Source organism: Marinobacter halophilus (genome assembly GCF_003007685.1).
Taxonomy (GTDB): domain Bacteria; phylum Pseudomonadota; class Gammaproteobacteria; order Pseudomonadales; family Oleiphilaceae; genus Marinobacter; species Marinobacter halophilus.
The window spans coordinates 575,683-595,304 of the sequence record NZ_PXNN01000017.1 but is presented as its reverse complement, the minus strand read 5'-3'; the positions used below and the strand labels follow the sequence as shown (position 1 = coordinate 595,304).

At 58.0% G+C, this 19,622-nt stretch carries 20 protein-coding genes; 12 read left to right on the top strand and 8 right to left on the bottom strand.

Features of this window, described 5'->3' with window-relative positions; translation table 11 throughout:
* Position 1 precedes the first annotated feature (1 nt).
* From C7H08_RS16645 to sthA, 6 genes are all read left to right on the top strand, one after another.
* Positions 2-667 carry an NADH:ubiquinone reductase (Na(+)-transporting) subunit D gene (locus tag C7H08_RS16645; RefSeq protein WP_106673340.1) on the top strand — a complete coding sequence of 222 codons (666 nt, stop codon included), beginning with the start codon at positions 2-4 and terminating at the stop codon, positions 665-667.
* Positions 667-1,275, top strand: coding sequence for an NADH:ubiquinone reductase (Na(+)-transporting) subunit E (nqrE, locus tag C7H08_RS16640; protein WP_106673339.1), 609 nt, complete (start codon positions 667-669; stop codon positions 1,273-1,275). The genes C7H08_RS16645 and nqrE overlap by 1 nt, the downstream gene beginning before the upstream one ends.
* A gap of 37 nt (positions 1,276-1,312) precedes the next feature.
* Positions 1,313-2,539 carry an NADH:ubiquinone reductase (Na(+)-transporting) subunit F gene (gene nqrF, locus C7H08_RS16635; RefSeq protein ID WP_106673338.1) on the top strand — a complete coding sequence of 409 codons (1,227 nt, stop codon included), beginning with the start codon at positions 1,313-1,315 and terminating at the stop codon, positions 2,537-2,539.
* 9 nt (positions 2,540-2,548) lie between these two features.
* On the top strand, positions 2,549-3,598 hold the full coding sequence (locus C7H08_RS16630) for an FAD:protein FMN transferase (protein ID WP_106673337.1): 1,050 nt from the start codon (positions 2,549-2,551) through the stop codon (positions 3,596-3,598).
* A gap of 12 nt (positions 3,599-3,610) precedes the next feature.
* Positions 3,611-3,850 carry a (Na+)-NQR maturation NqrM gene (gene nqrM / locus C7H08_RS16625; protein WP_106673336.1) on the top strand — a complete coding sequence of 80 codons (240 nt, stop codon included), beginning with the start codon at positions 3,611-3,613 and terminating at the stop codon, positions 3,848-3,850.
* A 73-nt stretch (positions 3,851-3,923) separates the two neighbouring features.
* Positions 3,924-5,315, top strand: a complete 1,392-nt coding sequence (gene sthA / locus C7H08_RS16620) for a Si-specific NAD(P)(+) transhydrogenase (RefSeq protein WP_106673335.1) — start codon at positions 3,924-3,926, stop codon at positions 5,313-5,315.
* A gap of 28 nt (positions 5,316-5,343) precedes the next feature.
* On the opposite strand, the gene C7H08_RS16615 is transcribed toward sthA, so the two are convergent.
* The 6 genes from C7H08_RS16615 to C7H08_RS16590 form a co-directional block, all read right to left on the bottom strand.
* Positions 5,344-6,117, bottom strand: a complete 774-nt coding sequence (locus C7H08_RS16615; protein WP_106673334.1) for a glycerophosphodiester phosphodiesterase — start codon at positions 6,115-6,117, stop codon at positions 5,344-5,346.
* A complete protein-coding gene (locus tag C7H08_RS16610) occupies positions 6,114-7,241 on the bottom strand; it encodes a 3-deoxy-7-phosphoheptulonate synthase (RefSeq protein ID WP_106673333.1) in 1,128 nt (375 codons plus the stop codon). The genes C7H08_RS16615 and C7H08_RS16610 overlap by 4 nt, the downstream gene beginning before the upstream one ends.
* 14 nt (positions 7,242-7,255) lie before the next feature.
* Positions 7,256-7,705 carry a tellurite resistance TerB family protein gene (locus C7H08_RS16605; RefSeq protein ID WP_106673332.1) on the bottom strand — a complete coding sequence of 150 codons (450 nt, stop codon included), beginning with the start codon at positions 7,703-7,705 and terminating at the stop codon, positions 7,256-7,258.
* Positions 7,706-7,734: 29 nt separating this feature from the next.
* Positions 7,735-8,700, bottom strand: coding sequence for a transaldolase (gene tal / locus C7H08_RS16600; RefSeq protein ID WP_106673331.1), 966 nt, complete (start codon positions 8,698-8,700; stop codon positions 7,735-7,737).
* Positions 8,701-8,819: 119 nt separating this feature from the next.
* Positions 8,820-9,827: a tRNA dihydrouridine(20/20a) synthase DusA gene (gene dusA, locus C7H08_RS16595; RefSeq protein ID WP_106673330.1), complete on the bottom strand. Its 1,008-nt coding sequence runs from the start codon at positions 9,825-9,827 to the stop codon at positions 8,820-8,822.
* A gap of 80 nt (positions 9,828-9,907) precedes the next feature.
* Positions 9,908-11,257, bottom strand: coding sequence for a hypothetical protein (locus C7H08_RS16590; protein ID WP_106673329.1), 1,350 nt, complete (start codon positions 11,255-11,257; stop codon positions 9,908-9,910).
* Positions 11,258-11,460: 203 nt separating this feature from the next.
* Here C7H08_RS16590 and C7H08_RS16585 point away from each other — a divergent pair, with 203 nt between their 5' ends.
* The 6 genes from C7H08_RS16585 to C7H08_RS16560 all read left to right on the top strand — a co-directional run bounded on the left by C7H08_RS16585 (position 11,461) and on the right by C7H08_RS16560 (position 18,021).
* Entirely contained in the window at positions 11,461-12,582 is a 1,122-nt protein-coding gene (locus C7H08_RS16585) for a metallophosphoesterase family protein (protein ID WP_106673328.1), read from the top strand.
* Entirely contained in the window at positions 12,579-15,233 is a 2,655-nt protein-coding gene (locus C7H08_RS16580) for an AAA family ATPase (RefSeq protein ID WP_106673327.1), read from the top strand. The genes C7H08_RS16585 and C7H08_RS16580 overlap by 4 nt, the downstream gene beginning before the upstream one ends.
* Complete coding sequence (locus tag C7H08_RS16575) at positions 15,230-16,750, top strand: intermembrane phospholipid transport YdbH family protein (protein WP_106673326.1); 1,521 nt, start codon at positions 15,230-15,232, stop codon at positions 16,748-16,750. Before C7H08_RS16580 ends, C7H08_RS16575 begins: the two co-directional genes overlap by 4 nt.
* Positions 16,747-16,962 (top strand): YnbE family lipoprotein, encoded by a 216-nt coding sequence (locus C7H08_RS16570; protein WP_106673325.1) that lies wholly within the window; start codon positions 16,747-16,749, stop codon positions 16,960-16,962. The genes C7H08_RS16575 and C7H08_RS16570 overlap by 4 nt, the downstream gene beginning before the upstream one ends.
* 41 nt (positions 16,963-17,003) lie before the next feature.
* Positions 17,004-17,348 (top strand): YdbL family probable chaperone protein, encoded by a 345-nt coding sequence (locus tag C7H08_RS16565; RefSeq protein WP_106673324.1) that lies wholly within the window; start codon positions 17,004-17,006, stop codon positions 17,346-17,348.
* 139 nt (positions 17,349-17,487) lie between these two features.
* The gene (locus tag C7H08_RS16560; RefSeq protein WP_106673323.1) at positions 17,488-18,021 is read left to right on the top strand and encodes a hypothetical protein; all 534 of its coding nucleotides are present in this window, start codon (positions 17,488-17,490) and stop codon (positions 18,019-18,021) included.
* Between the two features lie 49 nt (positions 18,022-18,070).
* Here C7H08_RS16560 and C7H08_RS16555 read toward each other — a convergent pair whose 3' ends face one another.
* Complete coding sequence (locus C7H08_RS16555; protein ID WP_106673322.1) at positions 18,071-18,529, bottom strand: gamma-glutamylcyclotransferase family protein; 459 nt, start codon at positions 18,527-18,529, stop codon at positions 18,071-18,073.
* Positions 18,530-18,535: 6 nt separating this feature from the next.
* Positions 18,536-19,576, bottom strand: a complete 1,041-nt coding sequence (locus tag C7H08_RS16550; RefSeq protein WP_106673321.1) for an NAD(P)H-dependent flavin oxidoreductase — start codon at positions 19,574-19,576, stop codon at positions 18,536-18,538.
* Positions 19,577-19,622: the final 46 nt, after the last annotated feature.

The window sequence follows — 19,622 nt, the reverse complement described above, 5'->3', positions numbered from 1 at the left end:
CATGGCCGACGCTACAGCTAAACAGGTTCTCTTCGAACCGATTTTCAGTAACAACCCCATCGCCCTGCAGATCCTCGGTATCTGCTCCGCGCTGGCGGTGACCACCAGCATGAACGTAACGCTGGTAATGTGTGCAGCGGTTATTTCGGTAACAGCCTTTGCCAACCTGGCAGTCTCGTTGGTTCGTACGCAGATTCCGGCAAGTATCCGGATTATCGTACAGATGACTATTATTGCGTCTCTGGTAATCGTAGTTGACCAGGTCCTCAAGGCCTTTGCTTACGAGATCTCCAAGCAGCTTTCGGTATTCGTAGGTCTGATTATCACCAACTGTATCGTTATGGGCAGGGCGGAAGGCTTTGCCATGAAAAACGGTCCGTGGCTGAGCTTCCTGGACGGTATTGGTAACGGTCTGGGTTACTCGGTGTTGCTGATCTTCGTGGCATTCTTCCGTGAGCTACTGGGTGCGGGTTCCCTGTTTGGGTTTTCCCTGATGCCGGTCGTCAATGAAGGTGGCTGGTACGTACCGAACGGTCTGCTGTTGTTGCCGCCGAGTGCGTTCTTCATCATCGGTCTGGCCATCTGGGGTCTGCGTACCTGGAAGCCAGAGCAAGTGGAAGAGCCTGACTACAAAATGTCGCGCCACACCACCAAGGAGGCCTTCTGATGGAACACTATATCAGCCTGATCCTGAAGGCCATTTTCGTTGAGAACATGGCCCTCGCCTTCTTTCTGGGCATGTGTACCTTTATCGCGATCTCGAAAAAGATCGAAGCAGCTTTGGGCCTCGGCATCGCCGTTGTCGTGGTATTGACCATCACGGTGCCGGTGAACAACCTGCTGTACAACAGCATCCTGCGGGAAGGCGCCCTTGACTGGGCAGGACTGCCCAACGTTGACCTGAGCTTTCTCGGACTTATTACGTATATTGGTATAATCGCCGCAATCGTTCAGATCATGGAAATGGTACTGGATAAGTACATTCCCGCGCTTTACGCCGCGTTGGGTGTGTTCCTGCCGCTGATCACGGTGAACTGCGCCATTCTGGGGGCATCACTGTTCATGGTTGAGCGGGATTACACGTTTGGCGAGAGTGTGGTGTATGGCTTCGGGGCCGGTGTGGGCTGGGCGTTGGCGATTGTCGCGCTGGCGGGCATCCGTGAAAAGCTGAAATACAGCGACGTGCCGGAAGGACTTCGTGGCCTGGGTATCACCTTCATTACTGTTGGTTTGATGTCCCTCGGCTTCATGTCATTCTCAGGTATTTCACTGTAATAAACCCGGTGATTCGGTTCAACGAAAAGGCGAGACCATGAGTACTGAAATTATTCTTGGCGTGGTCATGTTCACCGTTATCGTACTGGCACTGGTCGCGATTATTCTCGCGGCTCGTTCAAAGCTGGTAAGCACCGGTGATGTGACCATCGAAATCAATGACGATCCGGAGCACACCCTGACCACCGAAGCCGGTGGCAAGCTTCTGGGAACTCTGGCAAGCAACGGTATCTTCCTGTCCTCTGCCTGCGGCGGCGGCGGTACCTGTGCCCAGTGTAAGTGCAAGGTATTTGACGGCGGCGGCGCCATGCTGCCCACGGAAAAAACCCACTTCACCAACCGTGAAGAGAAAGAAGGCTGGCGTTTGTCCTGCCAGGTTCCGGTCAAACAGAACATGAAAGTAGAAGTACCGGAAGAATTCTTTGGCGTGAAGAAGTGGGAGTGCGAGGTGGTGTCCAACCATAACGTGGCCACCTTCATCAAAGAGCTGGTACTGAAGCTGCCTGAAGGTGAGGAAGTGGACTTCCGCGCTGGTGGTTACGTTCAGCTGGAGTGCCCTCCGTATGAAATCGACTTCAAGGATTTCGATATCGAGGAAGAGTTCCACGAAGACTGGGACAAGCACGACATCTGGCGCTACAAGGCGATCAACAAGGAAGACACCATCCGGGCCTATTCGATGGCGAACTACCCGGAAGAAAAGGGTGTCCTCAAGTTCAACATTCGTATCGCAACGCCACCTCCGGGTACTGATCACCTGCCGGGCATCATGTCCAGCTTTGTGTTCAACCTGAAGCCAGGCGACAAGATCACGGTTATGGGACCATTTGGTGAATTCTTCGCCAAGAAGACCGAGGCTGAAATGGTGTTCATTGGTGGTGGTGCCGGTATGGCACCGATGCGCTCCCACATCTTTGATCAGCTCAAGCGCCTGAACTCCAAGCGCAAGATCAGCTTCTGGTACGGTGCACGTAGTGTTCGTGAAATGTTCTATGTGGAAGACTTTGACGGTCTGGCTGCCGAGAACGATAACTTCGAGTGGCACGTGGCTTTGTCTGACGCGTTGCCAACCGATAACTGGGAAGGCCCGACCGGCTTTATCCACAACGTGTTGTACGAAAGCTATCTGAAGGACCATCCGGCTCCTGAAGACTGTGAGTTCTACATGTGTGGACCTCCCATCATGAATGCGTCCGTGATCAAGATGCTGAAGGATCTTGGTGTAGAGGATGACAACATCATGTTGGATGACTTTGGGGGTTAATCAGCTCACATGACATCCCGCATGTTTGAACCCGCCAGGGTGGTTATGGCCAGTGTCCTATGGATACTGGTCGTGGTTGCCCTGGCGGGTTGCTCGTTTCAGGACGAGGAACAAATCTGGGAGATTTCCGGCGGTATCTTCGGCACGACGTATCACATAAACGTCGTATTGCCAGAAGATGAGGCACGCCTTCAGACTCTGGCACAAGGGATCCGGAACGAACTGGACCAGGTAGACGCCACCATGTCGACCTGGAAAAACGATTCGGAGTTGTCCCGGCTGAATCAGAAACCGGATCAGTCAGAGTGGACGGCGCTGTCCCAGCCATTATTTGAGGTTATTCAACGCGCCCAGGAAATCGCTGAACTGACGGGCGGTGCGTTTGACGTCACCATTGGCCCCGTGGTCAATCTCTGGGGCTTCGGGCCCGATGCAAGGCCGGTAGAGGTACCCTCAGAGTCTGAGCTTGATGAATTATTGGCGGTGACCGGGTACCAGTATCTCGAACTCGACGCGGCCACACGGGCAGTGCGCAGCACCCAGCCCCAGTACATCGATTTATCGGGTATCGCCAAGGGCTACGCGGTAGACGTGGTCGCCCGTTACCTCGACAGTGAAGGTGTGGGCGCGTACCTTGTTGAAATAGGTGGTGAAGTTCGGGTCAATGGCCGTAAACCCGAGGGTGGCGCCTGGCGCCTGGCCATTGAGGAGCCCTCCGAGCAGGCAAGGCAGGTTAACAAGATTGTTGCGATGGATAGACAGGCCATGGCCACTTCCGGTGACTATCGGAACTATTACGAATCGGAAGGCCGGCGCTATTCGCATACAATAGACCCGGCGACTGGCAAACCGGTCACCAACAAATTGGCGTCGGTAACCGTGATTGCCGAAGACAGCATGACAGCAGACGCGCTTGCGACGGCTTTTACAGTCATGGGGTATGACAAGGCGATGAGCCTGGCAACTCGTGAAAACCTGCCAGCGTACTTTATTGTGAGAGGAGAGGGCGATTTTGTTATTCATCAGACGCCGGCTTTTTCGTCTTACGTTGTTCAGTAGAGGAGAACAGTAATGGGCACCTTTCTTTTAGTGCTACTGATTGTGTCTGTACTCATCGCCGGCATGTCGGTCGGCGTAATATTCGGGCGTAAGCCGATCAGCGGGACTTGCGGCGGCATTGGTGCTTTGGGCATCAGCCAGTCCTGCGATATTTGCGGTGGTAGCCCCCAGAAATGCGAAGACAACCGCAACGAGACCGATGAGCCGGTGGTAGCTCAAAACCTGACGTATGACGCTACCAAAGCGGATTGAAGTATCGATAGAAATTAAAACCACTATAACGATAAATACATTTTTGCAACGTAGATAAGGAGTTACTGCGCGCATGGCAGAGCATCATTACGACGTTGTCGTTATCGGATCCGGCCCTTCAGGTGAGGGCGCGGCCATGAATGCGGCGAAGCACAACAAGCGGGTTGCGATTATCGAAGACAAGCCCATGGTGGGCGGTAATTGCACGCACTGGGGCACTATTCCCTCCAAGGCGTTGCGTCATTCGGTCAAGCAGATTATTACCTTCAACACCAATCAGATGTTCCGGGATATTGGCGAGCCGCGTTGGTTTTCGTTCCCGAGAGTTCTTCAGAATGCTCAGAAGGTTATCGGCAAACAGGTCAAGCTGAGAACCGGTTTCTATGCCCGCAACCGGGTGGATCTTATTACCGGTCGCGCGGCATTTCTGGACAACAATCGCCTCGAAATTCGCGGCAACAAGTCGGTAGAAACTCTTCACTTCAAGCAAGCGGTAATTGCTACTGGCTCCCGGCCCTATCTGCCACCCGATGTCGACTTCCGTCACCACCGGATTTACAACTCGGACTCTATTCTTAACCTCTCGCACACGCCGCGTACCCTGATTATCTATGGTGCCGGTGTTATCGGGTCTGAATACGCGTCTATTTTTGCCGGGTTGGGCGTGAAAGTTGATCTGATTAACCCGGGCGATCGATTGCTGTCGTTCCTGGATGACGAGATATCGGACGCACTAAGTTACCACCTGCGCAGCAATGGCGTTCTGGTGCGTCACAACGAAGAGTACGAGTCAGTCCGGGGTGACGACCACGGCGTGGTGCTGTCATTGCAGTCTGGCAAAAAAATCCGTGCTGACGCCTTCCTTTGGTGTAACGGCCGTAGCGGCAACACCGAAAACCTCGGGCTTGAGAACATCGAGCTGGTGCCGAATGGTCGAGGCCAACTCGCCGTAGACGATCATTACCGTACGGAGGTAGAAAACATCTACGCAGTGGGTGATGTGATTGGCTGGCCAAGCCTGGCAAGTGCGGCTTACGATCAGGGTCGTTCGGCCTCGTCAGCTATCGTTCAGGATGAGTATTTCCGTTTTGTCTCGGACGTGCCTACCGGCATCTACACCATTCCGGAAATCAGTTCTGTGGGTAAAACCGAGCGAGAACTGACCGAAGCCAAGGTGCCTTATGAAGTTGGCCAAGCCTTCTTCAAAGACCTGGCGCGAGCACAGATCACTGGCGAAGCGGTCGGTATGCTGAAGTTGCTGTTTCACCGCGAAACCCGTGAAATCCTGGGCATTCACTGCTTTGGTGACCAAGCGGCCGAGATCGTTCACATCGGCCAGGCCATCATGAACCAGGAAGGGGAGGCCAATTCCCTGAATTACTTCATCAACACCACCTTTAATTACCCGACCATGGCTGAAGCCTATCGGGTAGCCGCACTGAATGGCCTGAACCGGATCTTCTGATCAGGCCATGCCCCCCGAAGGCCGGCTGCTACGCTGGCTCGGGGGTGTTCCCTCTCGCTGGCAGGCTCAATGATGCCTTGGCACGGTTGTCGAAGAACATTCGTGTGCTGGTGGGGTAGTCCGTGATGATGCTGTCTACGCCCATGTCCTCAAGCTGAAGCATGTCGTGAATGCGGTTCACCGTCCAGGCGGAGACCTGCATGTCGCGTTTGTGTGCAAGATTGACCATCTGTGTGCTCAGAATCCTCCAGTTGGCACAGAAGTAATCGCAGCCCAGGCGCGTGGCCAGGTTCAATGGATTTGGGAACTTCCGCTCCGCGACCAGACCAATCCGGATGTTTTTGTCTCGACGACGCATCTCCCTTAAAAACCAGGGGTCTGCGGATGTGATCGTGGTGGTCTGATACATATTGCGACGCTGAATGACTTCGGTCAGCCGGTTACCCAAAACGTTCAGTCGGGCGCGGTTGTCTTTTTTGACTTCCAGTTGCAGGTGCTCCAGGCCATCCAGTTCTTCCAGGAGGGTTTCCAGTGACGGGATGCCGGTTTTTCTGGGCCAGGCACTGGTGTTGCGGCGGGCATCCATATCGGCCAGCTCTGCGGCAGTATAGTGCCCCACATTGCCTTGTTTTCCAGTGGTTCGGTCTACCGTCAGGTCGTGCACTAGAACAGGGTGGCCGTCTTTGGACAACACCAGGTCCAGCTCGAAATGCCGGATGCCATGCCGGTAAGCATGGACAAAGCCGGGCAGGGTATTTTCGGGAGCCTCACCTTTGGCCCCCCGGTGACCATAAACGATCATTCTGCAGTGTTATCCTTCAGGCGTTGGTAAATGGATTGGCGTTTTTTCCAGGTGTCGTGGCACAGACGAATGTCTTCCAGGTAAGCCGGTAATTCTTTCATCAGCAGGGCCTGAGGGCCATCTACCAGGGCTTTTTCGGGTTTCGGGTGGAAGTCCACCAGCACCATGTTGGCGCCGGCAATCACGCCTTGTGCGGTAGCGTGCATGACATCCAGAATGCCGTCGGGTGAGCGGTCACGGCTGCCCACCGAATGGGACGGGTCCACACACACGGGCATGCGGGTCAGGCGCTTTACCGCCGGCACGTGGGCAAAGTCCACCATATTACGGTGCGGTTGGCCGGCTTCGGTTTTCATGCCGCGCAGGCAGAAAATGACGTTGGCGTTGCCTTCGCTGGCCAAATATTCGGCGGCGTTCAGCGATTCGTTCAGGGTGATACCGAAGCCCCGCTTCAGCAGCACCGGATAGGTGCTCTGACGACCGATCGCTTTCAGTAGCTCAAAGTTCTGGGTGTTGCGGGTACCTACCTGCAGCATAACGCCCGTTGGCCGGCCCAGTTTCTCCAGGCAGGCATCGATTTCTTCGATGTGGCTTTCGTGGGTGATCTCCATGGCCACCACCTTGATGCCATGCTTGCCTGCCTTCTCGAACACCCAGGGCAGGCAGCCCTTGCCGTGGCCCTGGAAAGAATAAGGATTGGTGCGCGGCTTGTACGCGCCCATGCGGGTGCACACCTCACCGCTGTCTTGCAGTGCCTGCATCATCATTTCCACATGCTCGGGCACATCTACCGCGCACAGGCCGGCAAAAATGTTCAGGTTATTCTGGCTGAACTCGACACCGTTGTAGGTGAAGCCGCTTTGGCGGTTATCGTCTTTATGACGGCCCAGAATGCGGTAGTCGTCAGAAATCCGGATGGCTCGTTCGACAGCGGGTAGCGCCTCGATATCTTCCATGTCGAGAGTCTTGGTGTCGCCTAGCAGGTAGATTTCGGTCAGCCGCTGGCTCGCCCCCTGCACCTCATGCACGCGCAGGCTAACACCGGGCAGATTTTCCAGATAGTGCATGGTCAGGCGATAAGCTTCGCTGTCCAGTGCAGTGTTGGCGTGAAGAATGGCTAACATGGTCTCTCCTTGAATTAACTGGCGGCGTCTTCCGCCCGGTACCGCGCCTGCATGTACTCACGGTGATTAAGGTGCAGCAGATCGGCCATGCGGCGAATAAGGTGTTCTTCGTACTTGTCGATGCGTCCGTCAGCCAGGGCGACCCGCCAGATGCTTTCCAGCAGGGCCTGTTTCTGCACCTGATCAAAGTGGTCATTGATCTGCCCGGTGAACTCATACAACGACGTGGCATCTTCTGCGTGCGCCAGGGCATCGGCCAGAATGTCTTCCGCTTCTTCCAGAGTCACCTGATGGGACTGAACGGCGCAATCCATAATGATTTTCAGTTCACGTTCGTCTTCGTGATTATCAACCCGTGCCAACTGCACCATCAATGCGGTGGCCGCTACAGCCAGTTGGTGGGCATCGGTTTCTACCGGCTCTGAGGCCGGCACGGCAAAGAGCTTTTTCAGGTGTTCGATCATAGTTTGACCACTGTTGGTTCAGGCACACATCAGGCAGCTGAGGCAAGCTGGCGAACCCGGTGTTCCAGTTCGATCTGGTCCGCGGCAAACCGGCGAATGCCGTCGGCCAGTTTTTCCGTCGCCATGGCGTCTTCGTTGGATTCCCAGCGGAACAGCTTTTCATCCATTGTGCCAATCGTCTCGCTGCTGGTGGCGGTTCCGGCATTCAGCTGACAGGTCAGTTCGCCCTGATCGTCTTTCAGCTCCTGCAGCAGGGCAGGGCTGATGGTCAGACGATCGCAGCCGGCCAGCATTTCGATCTCACCGGTATTGCGGAAGCTGGCACCCATCACCACGGTATTGAAGCCGTTGGCTTTGTAGTAATTGTAGATGCGGCTGACCGACTGCACGCCCGGATCTTCGGCGGCCGGGTAGCTGTCACGGCCGGTGCTGGCCAAATGCCAGTCCAGAATGCGCCCGACAAACGGAGATATCAGGTGAGCGCCGGCCTGGGCACAGGCGACTGCCTGCACAAAGGAAAACAGCAGTGTGAGGTTGCAGCGAATGCCCTCTTTCTCAAGTTGCTCGGCAGCGCGAATACCTTCCCAGGTGGCGGCAATCTTGATCAGAACCCGGCCGGTATCTATGCCTTGCTGATCATAGAACTCGACCAGCCGGCGCGCTCGCGCCAGCGTGGCCGCGGTATCGAAGGACAGCCGTGCGTCCACTTCGGTGGAGACCACACCGGGGATCAGATTCAGGATTTCCTTGCCAGCCAGCACCGCGAGCATGTCGGTCGCTACGGTTAACTGGTCGGCGGCCGAACCCCCGTGCTTGGCGGCAATGGCAACCGCTTTATCCAGCATCGGTCGATAAGCGTCAGACGCCGCCGCCTTCAACAGCAAAGAGGGATTGGTGGTGGCATCTTCCGGCCGCCATTGGGCAATGGCGTCTATGTCGCCGGTGTCGGCTACCACGGTGGTCATGGTTTTCAGTTGATCAAGCTTGCTTGTCATTCGTCCTGTCGTCCCGGTTGTCAGTTGTTAATGCAGCACCCAGCTCCCGAATGCTTTCGTAAGCCCTACAATAACGGCAGCTCACGACAGGAACAAGACAACCAAAGGTATGCAGACGCTCAGCTTTCCGCTATGAGGTCTGGCTCCCGTACCTTGGCCAGGGCCTGTTCGATCACCTCAAGGCCTGATCCTGGTTTGTTGGCGTTCTCGCTCAGGTGGCGGCGGAACTGCCGGCCACCGGGCATGCCGAGGAAAAGTCCCATGATGTGCCGGGTAATGTGAGTCAGGTACACCCCCCGGTCCAGCTCCTGTTGTATGAACGGGAACATCGCTCGCAGGGCATCCTGACGGCTGGCGACCGGCGCCGGGTCACCAAAGAATTCGGTGTCCACTCCGGCGAGCAGCCAGGGATTGTGGTAAGCCTCCCGGCCCAACATCACGCCATCGGTATGAGCCAGGTGTTCATGGCACTCGTCGAAGGTCTTGATGCCGCCGTTGATGATGATTTCCAGCTCTGGGTAGGCCTGCTTCAGGCGGTACACCCAGTCGTACTTGAGCGGCGGTATGTCCCGGTTTTCTTTCGGGCTCAGGCCCTCCAGAACGGCAATGCGGGCATGCACGATGAAGGTCTTGCAGCCTGCCGCAGCCACCTTCTCGATAAATTCGCACAAATCGTCCCAGGATTCCCGGCCATTGATGCCAATGCGGTGCTTAACGGTCACTGGCAAATCAGTGGCCTCAATCATCGCCGCTACACCTTCCGCCACCTTATCCGGATGGCCCATCAGACAGGCACCGATCATGTTGTTCTGCACCCGATCGCTGGGGCATCCCACGTTCAAATTCACCTCATCAAACCCGAACTGCTGAGCCAGCCCGGCACATTGGGCCAGTTCGTGTGCGTCGCTGCCGCCGAGTTGCAGCGCCAGCGGGTATTCCGAGGGATCGTGCCGCAAAAACCGGGCGGTATCGCCATGGATAAGCGCGCCGGTGGTGACCATCTCTGTGTACAGTAACGCACGCCGGCTGAGGATGCGGGCCAGGTAACGGAAGTGTGGGGTGGTCCAATCCATCATTGGCGCCACGCAGAAGCGGCGAGAGAAGGGCGGAGCGTTGATCGTGGGCATTAAAATAACCTGTTAACAGCGGGCGCTTTACGTGGCCTGTGTATTACGAACCTTCAAGCGCCCCAGTTTAACAGAATTTCTTAGTAGGCTCGCCTCAGCGCGGCTCTCAGGTCCGGGTACAGGTCTGTGGCAACCCGAACCGCCTCGCTGTAGGTGGCTGAATCGCCGTGTTTGGCCATCAGGTAGCGAGCCATGGCGTCGGCTGAGTCAAAGCTTTGATCGGAGCTCTTGCGAATGTTGTCCCAGCCGCCCGTTGCCGCGATAGCGGCCTCACGGCCCACTCGTTTGCCCATCTCGGCGGTCACGGCAGCGGCCAGCAGGCTGCCAAGTCCGTAAGGGACAAAATCCGCTGCGGCCGCAATTGCACCGCCGGCCGCAGCGCCTGCGAGGGCGCCCATGGTTGAGCCAATGTTCACGATCACCACGGTATTGACCCACTCGGCCAGCACGTCGTCACTGGTGTAGGGGCTCAGGTACTTGCCCTGGTTGTCCTGCCGGATCAATTGGTTCAGCTCTGCCTGCGCCAGACTGCCGACCAGGCCGGCAGGGGGCAGCTGGAGATCGCACCGGTCGCCGGCAGCCACCTCGCCCAGCACGTAACAGGTGCGTTGGCCTGCATTGGCGTCGGTATAGGCGGTGTTCCAGCCGTGGGGAATACCATTAAGCGATTGCCCTTCCACCATCAGCTTTGAACCGGTGTACATTCGGGACTGCATGTGGGAGCCGTATGAGGCATGGCGATGCTCGTGTACCCAGGTCGACATGGAACTCGGCTGCTTCATCTGGACAAAGTGCTTGCCGGTTTCCCGGCCGTCAATGAAATTGCCCTGGGACTGGAACAAGCTGGTCATCACCTGTCCGGGGGCAATAGGGAAGGTCATTTCAAAGGCAAAATAGACCGGGCCATTCATCGCGCCGTTAGTGGCACTGCCTTCCATTCTCGTTCGGTTCATAAATGACGACTCTATCAATCCCTGGCCGGGGACAGTTCTGGAGGTTGTCATTTCATAGGCGCCAACGGCCACAAAAGGCCCATCGGGCAAGCCGTCTTTGCACCGGCCCTCAATCAGCTTGGTCTCGCCGAGCTGCACCACGGTTTTTGCGCCAGTAGCGCGCTCCCGGAAGGTGTGTAACGCATCCATGTCGGCTTCGGTGCGGGTGAAATTAACCAGCCATTGGCCTTCGTTGTTAAGCTCGCACACGGCACTGCCGGTGAAGTAGGCATCGGGATCGGCTTCGATTTGCGCGTGGCGCTCAGTTAATTCACTTTGGAGTGCCATCAACGCGGGATCGTCCAGATTGGGCGGCACATTCATTGTAGCGGGAGAAAAACCGAGGCTCGTCGTGGTTCCCGGTGTGGCCAGGCAGCCAGACAGCATTGCAGATGCCAGCACGATGCCGGCCACGGATGTGGTTGAACGAATGCGCATGTGATCCCTCCGGACAGGAGCCCCTATTCCCGGGGGCGATATGTTCAAATTTAGGACACATTTTGGGATAGGCAAGCAGGCTGGCCCACCATGGTAAGTCGCTGCCTTGGTTTAGAGACAAAATTTGCCGCAGACTTTCGGTATAGTGTCGGTGACTGACGCCCGAGTGGCGCAACATTTCAGACTTGTCTAAGGAAGGTGGCATGCCAAGGTTTTTGCACACGGCCGACTGGCAAATGGGGCGGTCTTATAGCCGCTTTGACACCGAAGACGGTGCCGCGCTGGTGGAGGCCCGCTTTGAGGCGATTGAAAAGCTCGCGCAACTGGCGAACGAGCATCAATGCGATGCGGTGTTGGTGGCAGGCGATGTATTTGATGCCCAGACCGTGTCTGATCGCACCATTCGCCGGGTATTCAACGCCACCAGAGGTTTCGCCGGGCCCTGGGTTATGCTGCCCGGCAACCACGATGCCGCGCTGGTCGAAAGTGTCTGGACCCGCGCCACGCGCCTGGGCGCGGTGCCAGACAACGTGCACCTGGCGCTTGAACCGGGCGTGATCACCCTGCAAAGCCAAGGCCTGGCCCTCCTCTGCGCTCCGTTAACCCAGCGTCACACCTACGGCGATCTGACCGAAGCCTTTAACGGCTATGACACCTCGGGCGGGCTGATCCGGGTCGGGCTTGCCCACGGCAGTGTGCAGGGTCTGCTATCGGACGACATCGACGCCACCAACCCGATTGCGCCGGACCGTACCGACGCCAGCCGGCTGGATTATCTGGCGTTGGGTGACTGGCACGGCACCAAGCAAATCAATGACCGCACCTGGTACAGCGGGACCCCGGAGCCGGAACGGTTCCGCAATAACGAGGCGGGCTTCGCGCTGGTGGTCAACGTTACCGGCCCCGGAGACAAGCCTGAGGTAACCCCGATCGCCACTGGCCGCTTCCAGTGGCACCAGTGGCGGGAAACTCTGGCGGTGGCGTCTGACCTTGATCAGCTGTTGCAGCGGCTCGACGCTTTGCCTGAAGCCACCGTGCTCGATCTTCGCCTTGAGGGCGCCATTACCCTTGCGGGCGAAGACCAACTTCTGGGCGCCCTGTCGGTGGCGGAAGCGAGATTTCGCAGCATTCGATGCGACCGCAGTGGGCTCCAGCTGGAACCCACCGACGACGACATCGCTGAACTGAAAGCCGACGGCTACGTGGGCGAGGTGATCAGTGAGTTGCGTAGCCAGCAAGAAGGCGATCGGGGCGAGCCGGCCCGGGACGCCCTGGCGATTCTGGCCGGATTGTTAAAAGGTCGGGACCAGGAGGCCAGCCAATGAAGCTGCAACGTCTGCGCGTCGAGCAGTTGCGCCAGTTTCGCAAGCCGTTTGTGCTGGATGACCTGCAGCCAGGCCTCAACCTGGTTCACGGCCCCAACGAATCCGGCAAAAGCACCCTGGTGCGGGCCATTCGTGCCGCGTTCTTTGAACGCTATCGCTCAACAGCAGTGGATGACTTGCGGCCCTGGGGCGACTCCGCGGCGGCGCCCACCATCGAACTGGACTTTGAGCATCAGGGCAAACGCTGGCGCCTCACCAAAAGTTTTCTGCAACGAAAGCGCTGCGACCTGACCGTGGGTACCGACATTTACAGCGAAGACGACGCCGAAGAAAAACTGGCCGAACTGCTGGGTTATCAATACCCGAAGCGCGGCGTCAGCAAAGCCGAGCACTGGGGCATACCCGGCCTGCTCTGGGTAGAGCAGGGCACCGGTCAGGACCTGGAGCAATCAGTAGAACATGCCGGCGATCACCTGAAATCAGCACTTAACTCCCTGGTAGGCGAAGTGGCCAGCTCCGGTGGCGATGAGGTGATGGAGGTGGTTCGCGCTCAGCGGGATACGTTGCTGACCGGAGGTGGCAAGCCCCGTGGAGATTATCTGCAACTGGACAAGGATCGCGCCCAGTATCAACAGGACATTGCCGAGCTGAACGAGCGGATTGTCAAATACCAGGAGCAGGTAGACCGGTTGGGCAAACTGACCCAGGAGTTCGACCGCACCGAAACCGAGCGCCCCTGGGAAGAGGCCCAGCGCCAACTGGAAAACACCAGAGAACGGTATCAGCAGGTAGAGCGCCTGGAACAACAGCAGAACCAGGAGAAAAGCACGCTGGCCCAGCTGCAGCAAAATCACCGTTTGCTGCAACAGAATAAGGAACACCTGGAAGGCCTGAGCAAGCAACTGGCGGCCAGGAACAAGGAGCTGAACAACGCTGAGCGAGCGCTCAATCTTGCCGAACAACAGACACCCGCTATTGCCAACCGGTTGATGGAAGCGAGAACAGCTTATGAGCTGGCAGACAAGCAGGTAAAGCTTGCCCGCCTGCTGGAAGCCAGGGGCCGCCTGGAGCAAGACCTTCGCCGCCTTGAGCAACAGCAACAGGCACTAAACCAAAACCTGAGCAAAGCCCGGGAATATCAGCAGCAGGTCGATCAGGCCCGGCAGCAGGCCCGGGAAAACCGGATTGATGGCGCAGAAGTAAAGCGCCTGAAAGCGACCGAACATCAGCTCAACGAAGAGACCATCCGCTCACGCACCATTGCCACCCGATTGAGCTGGCAGCTGGAACCCGGTGCGTCATTGAGCCTGAACCATGACCCCCTCGAAGGGGAGGGCGAAAAACAGCTGCTGGAAGAGTCCAGCCTGGTCATCCCCGGCGTCGGCACCCTGGGCATCACCCCCGGCGGCGAGGAACTGGCCAGCACCCGGCGCAAACTCGCCACGCTTGAGCAAACCTTTAATGAACAGCTCAAAGCCCTCGGCGTGGATTCGGTGGCACAGGCAGAGCACCGACTGTCGGCCTTCGAAACCGCCGAGCGAGCCCTGACGCACGCTGAAGAGCTGCTCAAGTCCGTCGCGCCAGGCGGCATTGATCCACTTTTAGCGCAACAGAGCGAAGCGGGCCGCGAGCTTCAGACCGCCAAAAATCAATTGCAGGCCACACCCGAACCGGATCAGGGCGAGAGTGTGCCTGGCCTGGCCGAAGCCGACGCGGCCTTCACCCGGGCCGGCGCCAGCCTGGACAAGGCAGAGTCTGATGAGCGCAAACATCAGGCCGAATTGCTGACCCGAAAGCAGGCCCGGGACAACGCCAGCGCCGAATGGCAACGTCTGGCTGATGAAGAGCAGAGCCCGGAGCGCCAGCAACAGTTGCGGCAGTTAAGCGACGATCTGGCCAGCATCGAAAAGCAGACCGCCGATCTGGAAGCCAGTCTGGCCAGCCGTGAGCGAGACATTCGGGAGGCCCGTCCGGATCTTCTCCGACAGGATATCGAGCGCTACCAGAACACCATCAACAACCTTCGCCAGACCCAGGAAGCGCGGGGGCGAGAACTCAGAGACATCAAGGTCAGGCTGGAAGCCTGGGGCGCTGAAGGCCTGGAAGAGCAACTCAACGAAAAGCAGGCAGAGTTCGAGCAGTGCACTCGTCGCTATCAGGAACTGCATCGCCGGGCTCAGGCGCTGGATCTGCTGCTGACGCTGTTGACTGAAAAGCGCCAGGCACTGACCCGCCGGCTGCAGGCGCCGCTGCAAAAGCACCTCAATCACTACCTGTCGGTGCTGTTTCCCCAGGCCACTCTGGAAGTCGATGAACAGCTGCGGCCGGGCACCTTCACCCGGGGCAGCGAACTGGGTCAGATGACCGAACTGAGCTTTGGTGCCCGGGAACAGATGGGCCTGATCAGCCGCCTGGCCTACGCCGATCTGCTGCGCGAGGCGGGCAGGCCGACGCTGGTGATCCTGGACGATACCCTGGTGCACAGTGACAACGAGCGCCTGGAGGACATGAAGCGCATCCTGTTCGATGCCGCCAGCCGCCATCAAATACTGCTGTTTACCTGCCATCCTGAAAAGTGGCAGGACCTCGGCGTGCCGCCTTTGGACATTCAAGCGCTGAAGGAGGGGGTTGTCGGAGAAACAATGGGATGAGCGACCGTGGCCGGATCTCAACCTGTAAAAGCCGGGCGCTTCTGACGGCTCTGCTGGCCTGTTGCCTGTTTGTGCAGCCAGCCTTCGCCACCGGCTGGTCGCTGATACTGCAGCAAAGCCAGATTGGCCTGGCGCTGCCGGATGTTCATACCGACGACTGGCAAATCACCGGCATCCGGGCCGATGTGGTCAATTCGGTCGAAGCGGATAACCGTACCATCACCGTCCACTTCAAACCCCGCTCCCGGCTGCAGGTCGCAAGCCTGGTTCATGACGCCGCCGGCACGCCCACTCAGCTGGACAATGTGCAGGTGGATCTGGCCGACGTCACCCTGACGATCAATCTTGGTGGCACCGGCTCCCTCGCTGACCGAAGCACAATAGCCGGTCAGGTCGTCATCGACGTCGACCAATTACAGCACCCGCAACTGAAGCCACAGGGCTGGCGGTTTGAGGGAACGGTAAGCGGTGCTTTGACGGATCTGAACCTTGACGGCCAGCTGCAATCGGATTCTGGCCTGGTCGCCGATGTCGCCATCAGGAACGTAATGGGAGAATTTCTGGCCGCCCGGATAGCTATGGACGTTGCCGGCAAAAACGGCGGGAAGGCCCTGGCCGACACGTTGGCGGCCTGGCCCGAACTGCTGGAGCTGACCGCAGGTCAGATACAGGCCGCTGCCTCCCTTCGCCTCGAGCCCGGTGTCCCGCTGGTACTGGATGGCAGTGCCAACTTTGACGGCGTTGAGGGTCTGATCGACCGCACCGCGGTAACCGATCTGAGCGGACGGCTGTTGGTCAGCCTGGACGACGGCGCTCTGACGGCCCGCTTTCGCGACGTAACGGTTGGCCAGATCAATTCCGGCATCGGCATTGGCCCGGTTCGTTTTCTGGCAGATTACCGGGCGCTTCAAACAGCGCCATTCGCCGGCGTGCTCGACATTCAGCAGGCAGCCGCGAGCTTTCTTGGTGGCCGCTTGCGGGTGGCACCCGGCGCCATTGATCTGGCTGCGGAACCCTGGACCTTGCCGGTTGAGGTGTATGAGGTTTCCCTGGAGCGATTGCTGCAGGTGTACCCGGCGGAAGGTTTTTCAGGGACCGGCGAGCTTACCGGCCGCGTGCCCGTCATGGTCAGCGCCGACGGCATAGTGGTTGAGCAAGGCAAAGTCGCCGCCATTGCCCCCGGCGGATTGCTGCGGTTACCCGCCCAGCGACTGCAGGCCATGCTTGGCAGCAGCCAGACCATGGAGCAGGTGGTAGACGCTTTGCAAAACTTTCACTATTCGGTACTGGATAGCACGATAGACTACGATAACAAGGGCAGGCTGGTACTTGACGTGAGGCTTGAGGGCGAAAACCCGGAAGTCAGAGGCGGGCAACCGATCGTGCTCAATATCAATCTTGAAGAAGACATACCCGCTTTGTTAACCAGTCTTCAACTGAGTGGCAGGGTGAATGAGGCCGTGACTGAACGCGTTCGGGAACGACTGCAACAATCCGGACAGGAGGCAGTACCATGACGAATGTATCGCGGTTGAACCGGCCGCTTGCGGTAAGAACATTGTTAATAGGCATGCTGCCGCTGGTGTTATTCGCTTGTACGCCAACGGTACAGATGGTCGCGCCCACGGAACCGATTACGGTAAATCTGAACGTCAAGATCCAGCACGAAATCTACGTCAAAGTCGATAAAGAAGTGGACGATCTGTTCAGCGAAAAGGGTCTGTTCTGAGCGAAAACGGGTGTTAACAGAGTCTGATCAAGGGGTTGAAGATGAAACGACTGATGCAACTGGCCGCCTTCATTGTGGCCATCGGTATGGTACTGCCAGCGTTCGCCATGGACCTGGAAGAAGCCAAGCAGAAACTTGAATCTGCAAAGCAACAAGGCCTGGTGGGTGAAGCGCCGACCGGCTACCTGGACGTGGTTCAAGCCGGAGAGGATGCCCGCGCGGTGGTAAATGCTATTAACAGCGCCCGCCGGGCTGAATACACCCGCATTGCCGAAAAACATGAGATCCCTGTCACCCAGGTGGAAACCGTGGCCGGTAAAAAAGCGATCGAGAAGACCCCCGACGGTCAGTTCGTGCTGATCGAGGGGCAGTGGGTCAAGAAGTAGAGCCCATTCCAGCCGAGCGATTATTATTTCCTGTTAATGGATCTGGAAATAACAGCGGCGGGCTACCATCCTGTAGACAAGGCGTTGAACGATGTAGTGACGACCTGACGGATCATACTCACAGCAAGGAAGGTGTACCATGAAATCCAGGGTGACGGTTACCGGCGAATCCGCCGACCACAAGCTGGCAGCAATATTCTCAAGCGAGACAGAAGCCCATCGTGCCGTTGAGGCACTCTCCCGGAAAACCGGCCTCGATGACGCCCAGATCAAGCTAGTGTCTCCGGGCGACACCCATCAGGCACGGCAAATTGAGCCAGAGTCTGGTGGTATATGGCGCACGATGATTCGTGCCCATATCTGGCTGGGTGTGGCCGGGGCCATTGCCGGGGCTATCCTGTTCTTTGCGTTGTATATCCTGGGTATTGAGTTCATCCGCCAGAGCGCAGTAACCGCGGGAATCCTGTTAACAGTGATTGGTGGCGTTATCGGGCTCATGGGCGGCGGCTTGGTCACGCTTCGCCCTGATCACGCTCGGTACGCCCAGGCTGCGCAATCGGCTCTTGAAAAAGGTGAGCATGTACTGACCGTTCATGCCCACAGCAGCGATGAGCTCAACACGGTGATCGCCGAGCTTGAACACCACCATGCGCGGATAGTACGAACGCTCTAGTGAATAACGCCGAATCTGCACCGGGTTGCGTTCACAGCGGAAGGCTGGATCAGTCAGGAATTTCGTCTGAAAGCTCCAGCAGGATGGGCTCCATCAGCCGGTATACCCAGGCCGTTCTGCCATCCTGCAGTGTCACTTCCACCCGCTCGTAACGCACCCCCAGGCGCTCATAGCGGTCCAGCGCTCTGAGCTCATCGGCATTAACGGTGATGACTTCCCCTTCGGTAACCGCCCCGTCGACCGGCTTGATATCCAGCTTGTCCTTCTTGAATCCGGGCAGCTCGGCGGGTTCGCTGCTGCCGGCTCGCCCCATCACCAACCAGCGTACCCAGGGCTTTGTGAGGGTGCCGTAGACGAACACCGAATGGCTGGCGTTTTCGTCGATGGCAGGCATGTCTCCGGGTGGGTTATAGCCGAAGGAACTGGCAAAGGTCAGCCAAAGATAGCCAATCACCAAAACAAGAAGGGCCAACAAGGCCGCCAGGGATCGTTGTATAGTTTTTTTCATAGAAGGCTACACACGCTCTTCTGCATGACTCAAGTCCTTCACCAACTGTGCCGCTGACACCTCCCGGCAACCAGACGCATTCTGTCCGCACCACAGCGGCGAGAAATCTCCGGAGCCCTTCGCTTCGGCCGCCGCCCGTAACGGCGCGATGGCGTTGGTGGCTAATGGAAAAGCGGGTGCATCCCCCGAAATGGGCCCCAGTTCGCGCATGATCCGGTTAACGATGCCCCGTGCCGGGCCACCGGAGAACAGGTTGGTGATGGCGGTCTGCCGGGCGCTTTCGCTTTTCAGCGCCGCACGGTGAACTGTCCGGGTGGTGGCCTCCGGGCACAGCATAAAGGCCGTGCCAACCTGAACCGCAATGGCACCAAGCGCCAACGCCGCGGTTACGCCCCTGGCATCGGCAATGCCGCCGGCGGCAATCACTGGCACCCCAACGGCCGCGACCACCTGGGGCAGAAGCGCAAACGTGCCCATCTGGGTGCTCATGTCTCTGGTCAGAAAAATACCCCGGTGGCCGCCCGCTTCAAGCCCCTGGGCAATAATTCCATCCGCTCCGTTACGCTCAAGCCAGAGCGCTTCTTCCACCGTGGTGGCAGAAGACAACACGGTGGCCCCGGCGGCTTTCACCCGCTGCAGCAAGGCAGGCGCCGGCAGGCCAAAGTGAAAACTCACCACCGCCGGCTGGAACTCCTCCACAATGGCCGCCATCTCTTCATTGAACGGCTGCCGTCCCGGGCCACTGGCAATAACGCTCTGATCCAGTCCCAGTTCCCGGTAATGGGGCGCCAGCGCCGCTCGCCAGGCCTGATCCTGCGCGGCATCGGGCTCCGGTGGCGTGTGGGCAAAGAAATTGAGGTTGAACGGCTGGTCAGTACTGACTTTCAGAATATCGAGTTCCGCCTTGAGCGCGTCCGCTGTCAGCATGGCACACGGCAACGACCCCAGCCCGCCGGCATTGGATACCGCCGCCGTAAGCCGGCTGTCTTGCACCCCCGCCATGGGCGCCTGGATGATCGGGAAGTTGGTTCCGAGAAGGTTTGGCATGATGGTTTCCGGCTTTGTAATAAGATTGTCGCGGTGGCGACAGGCC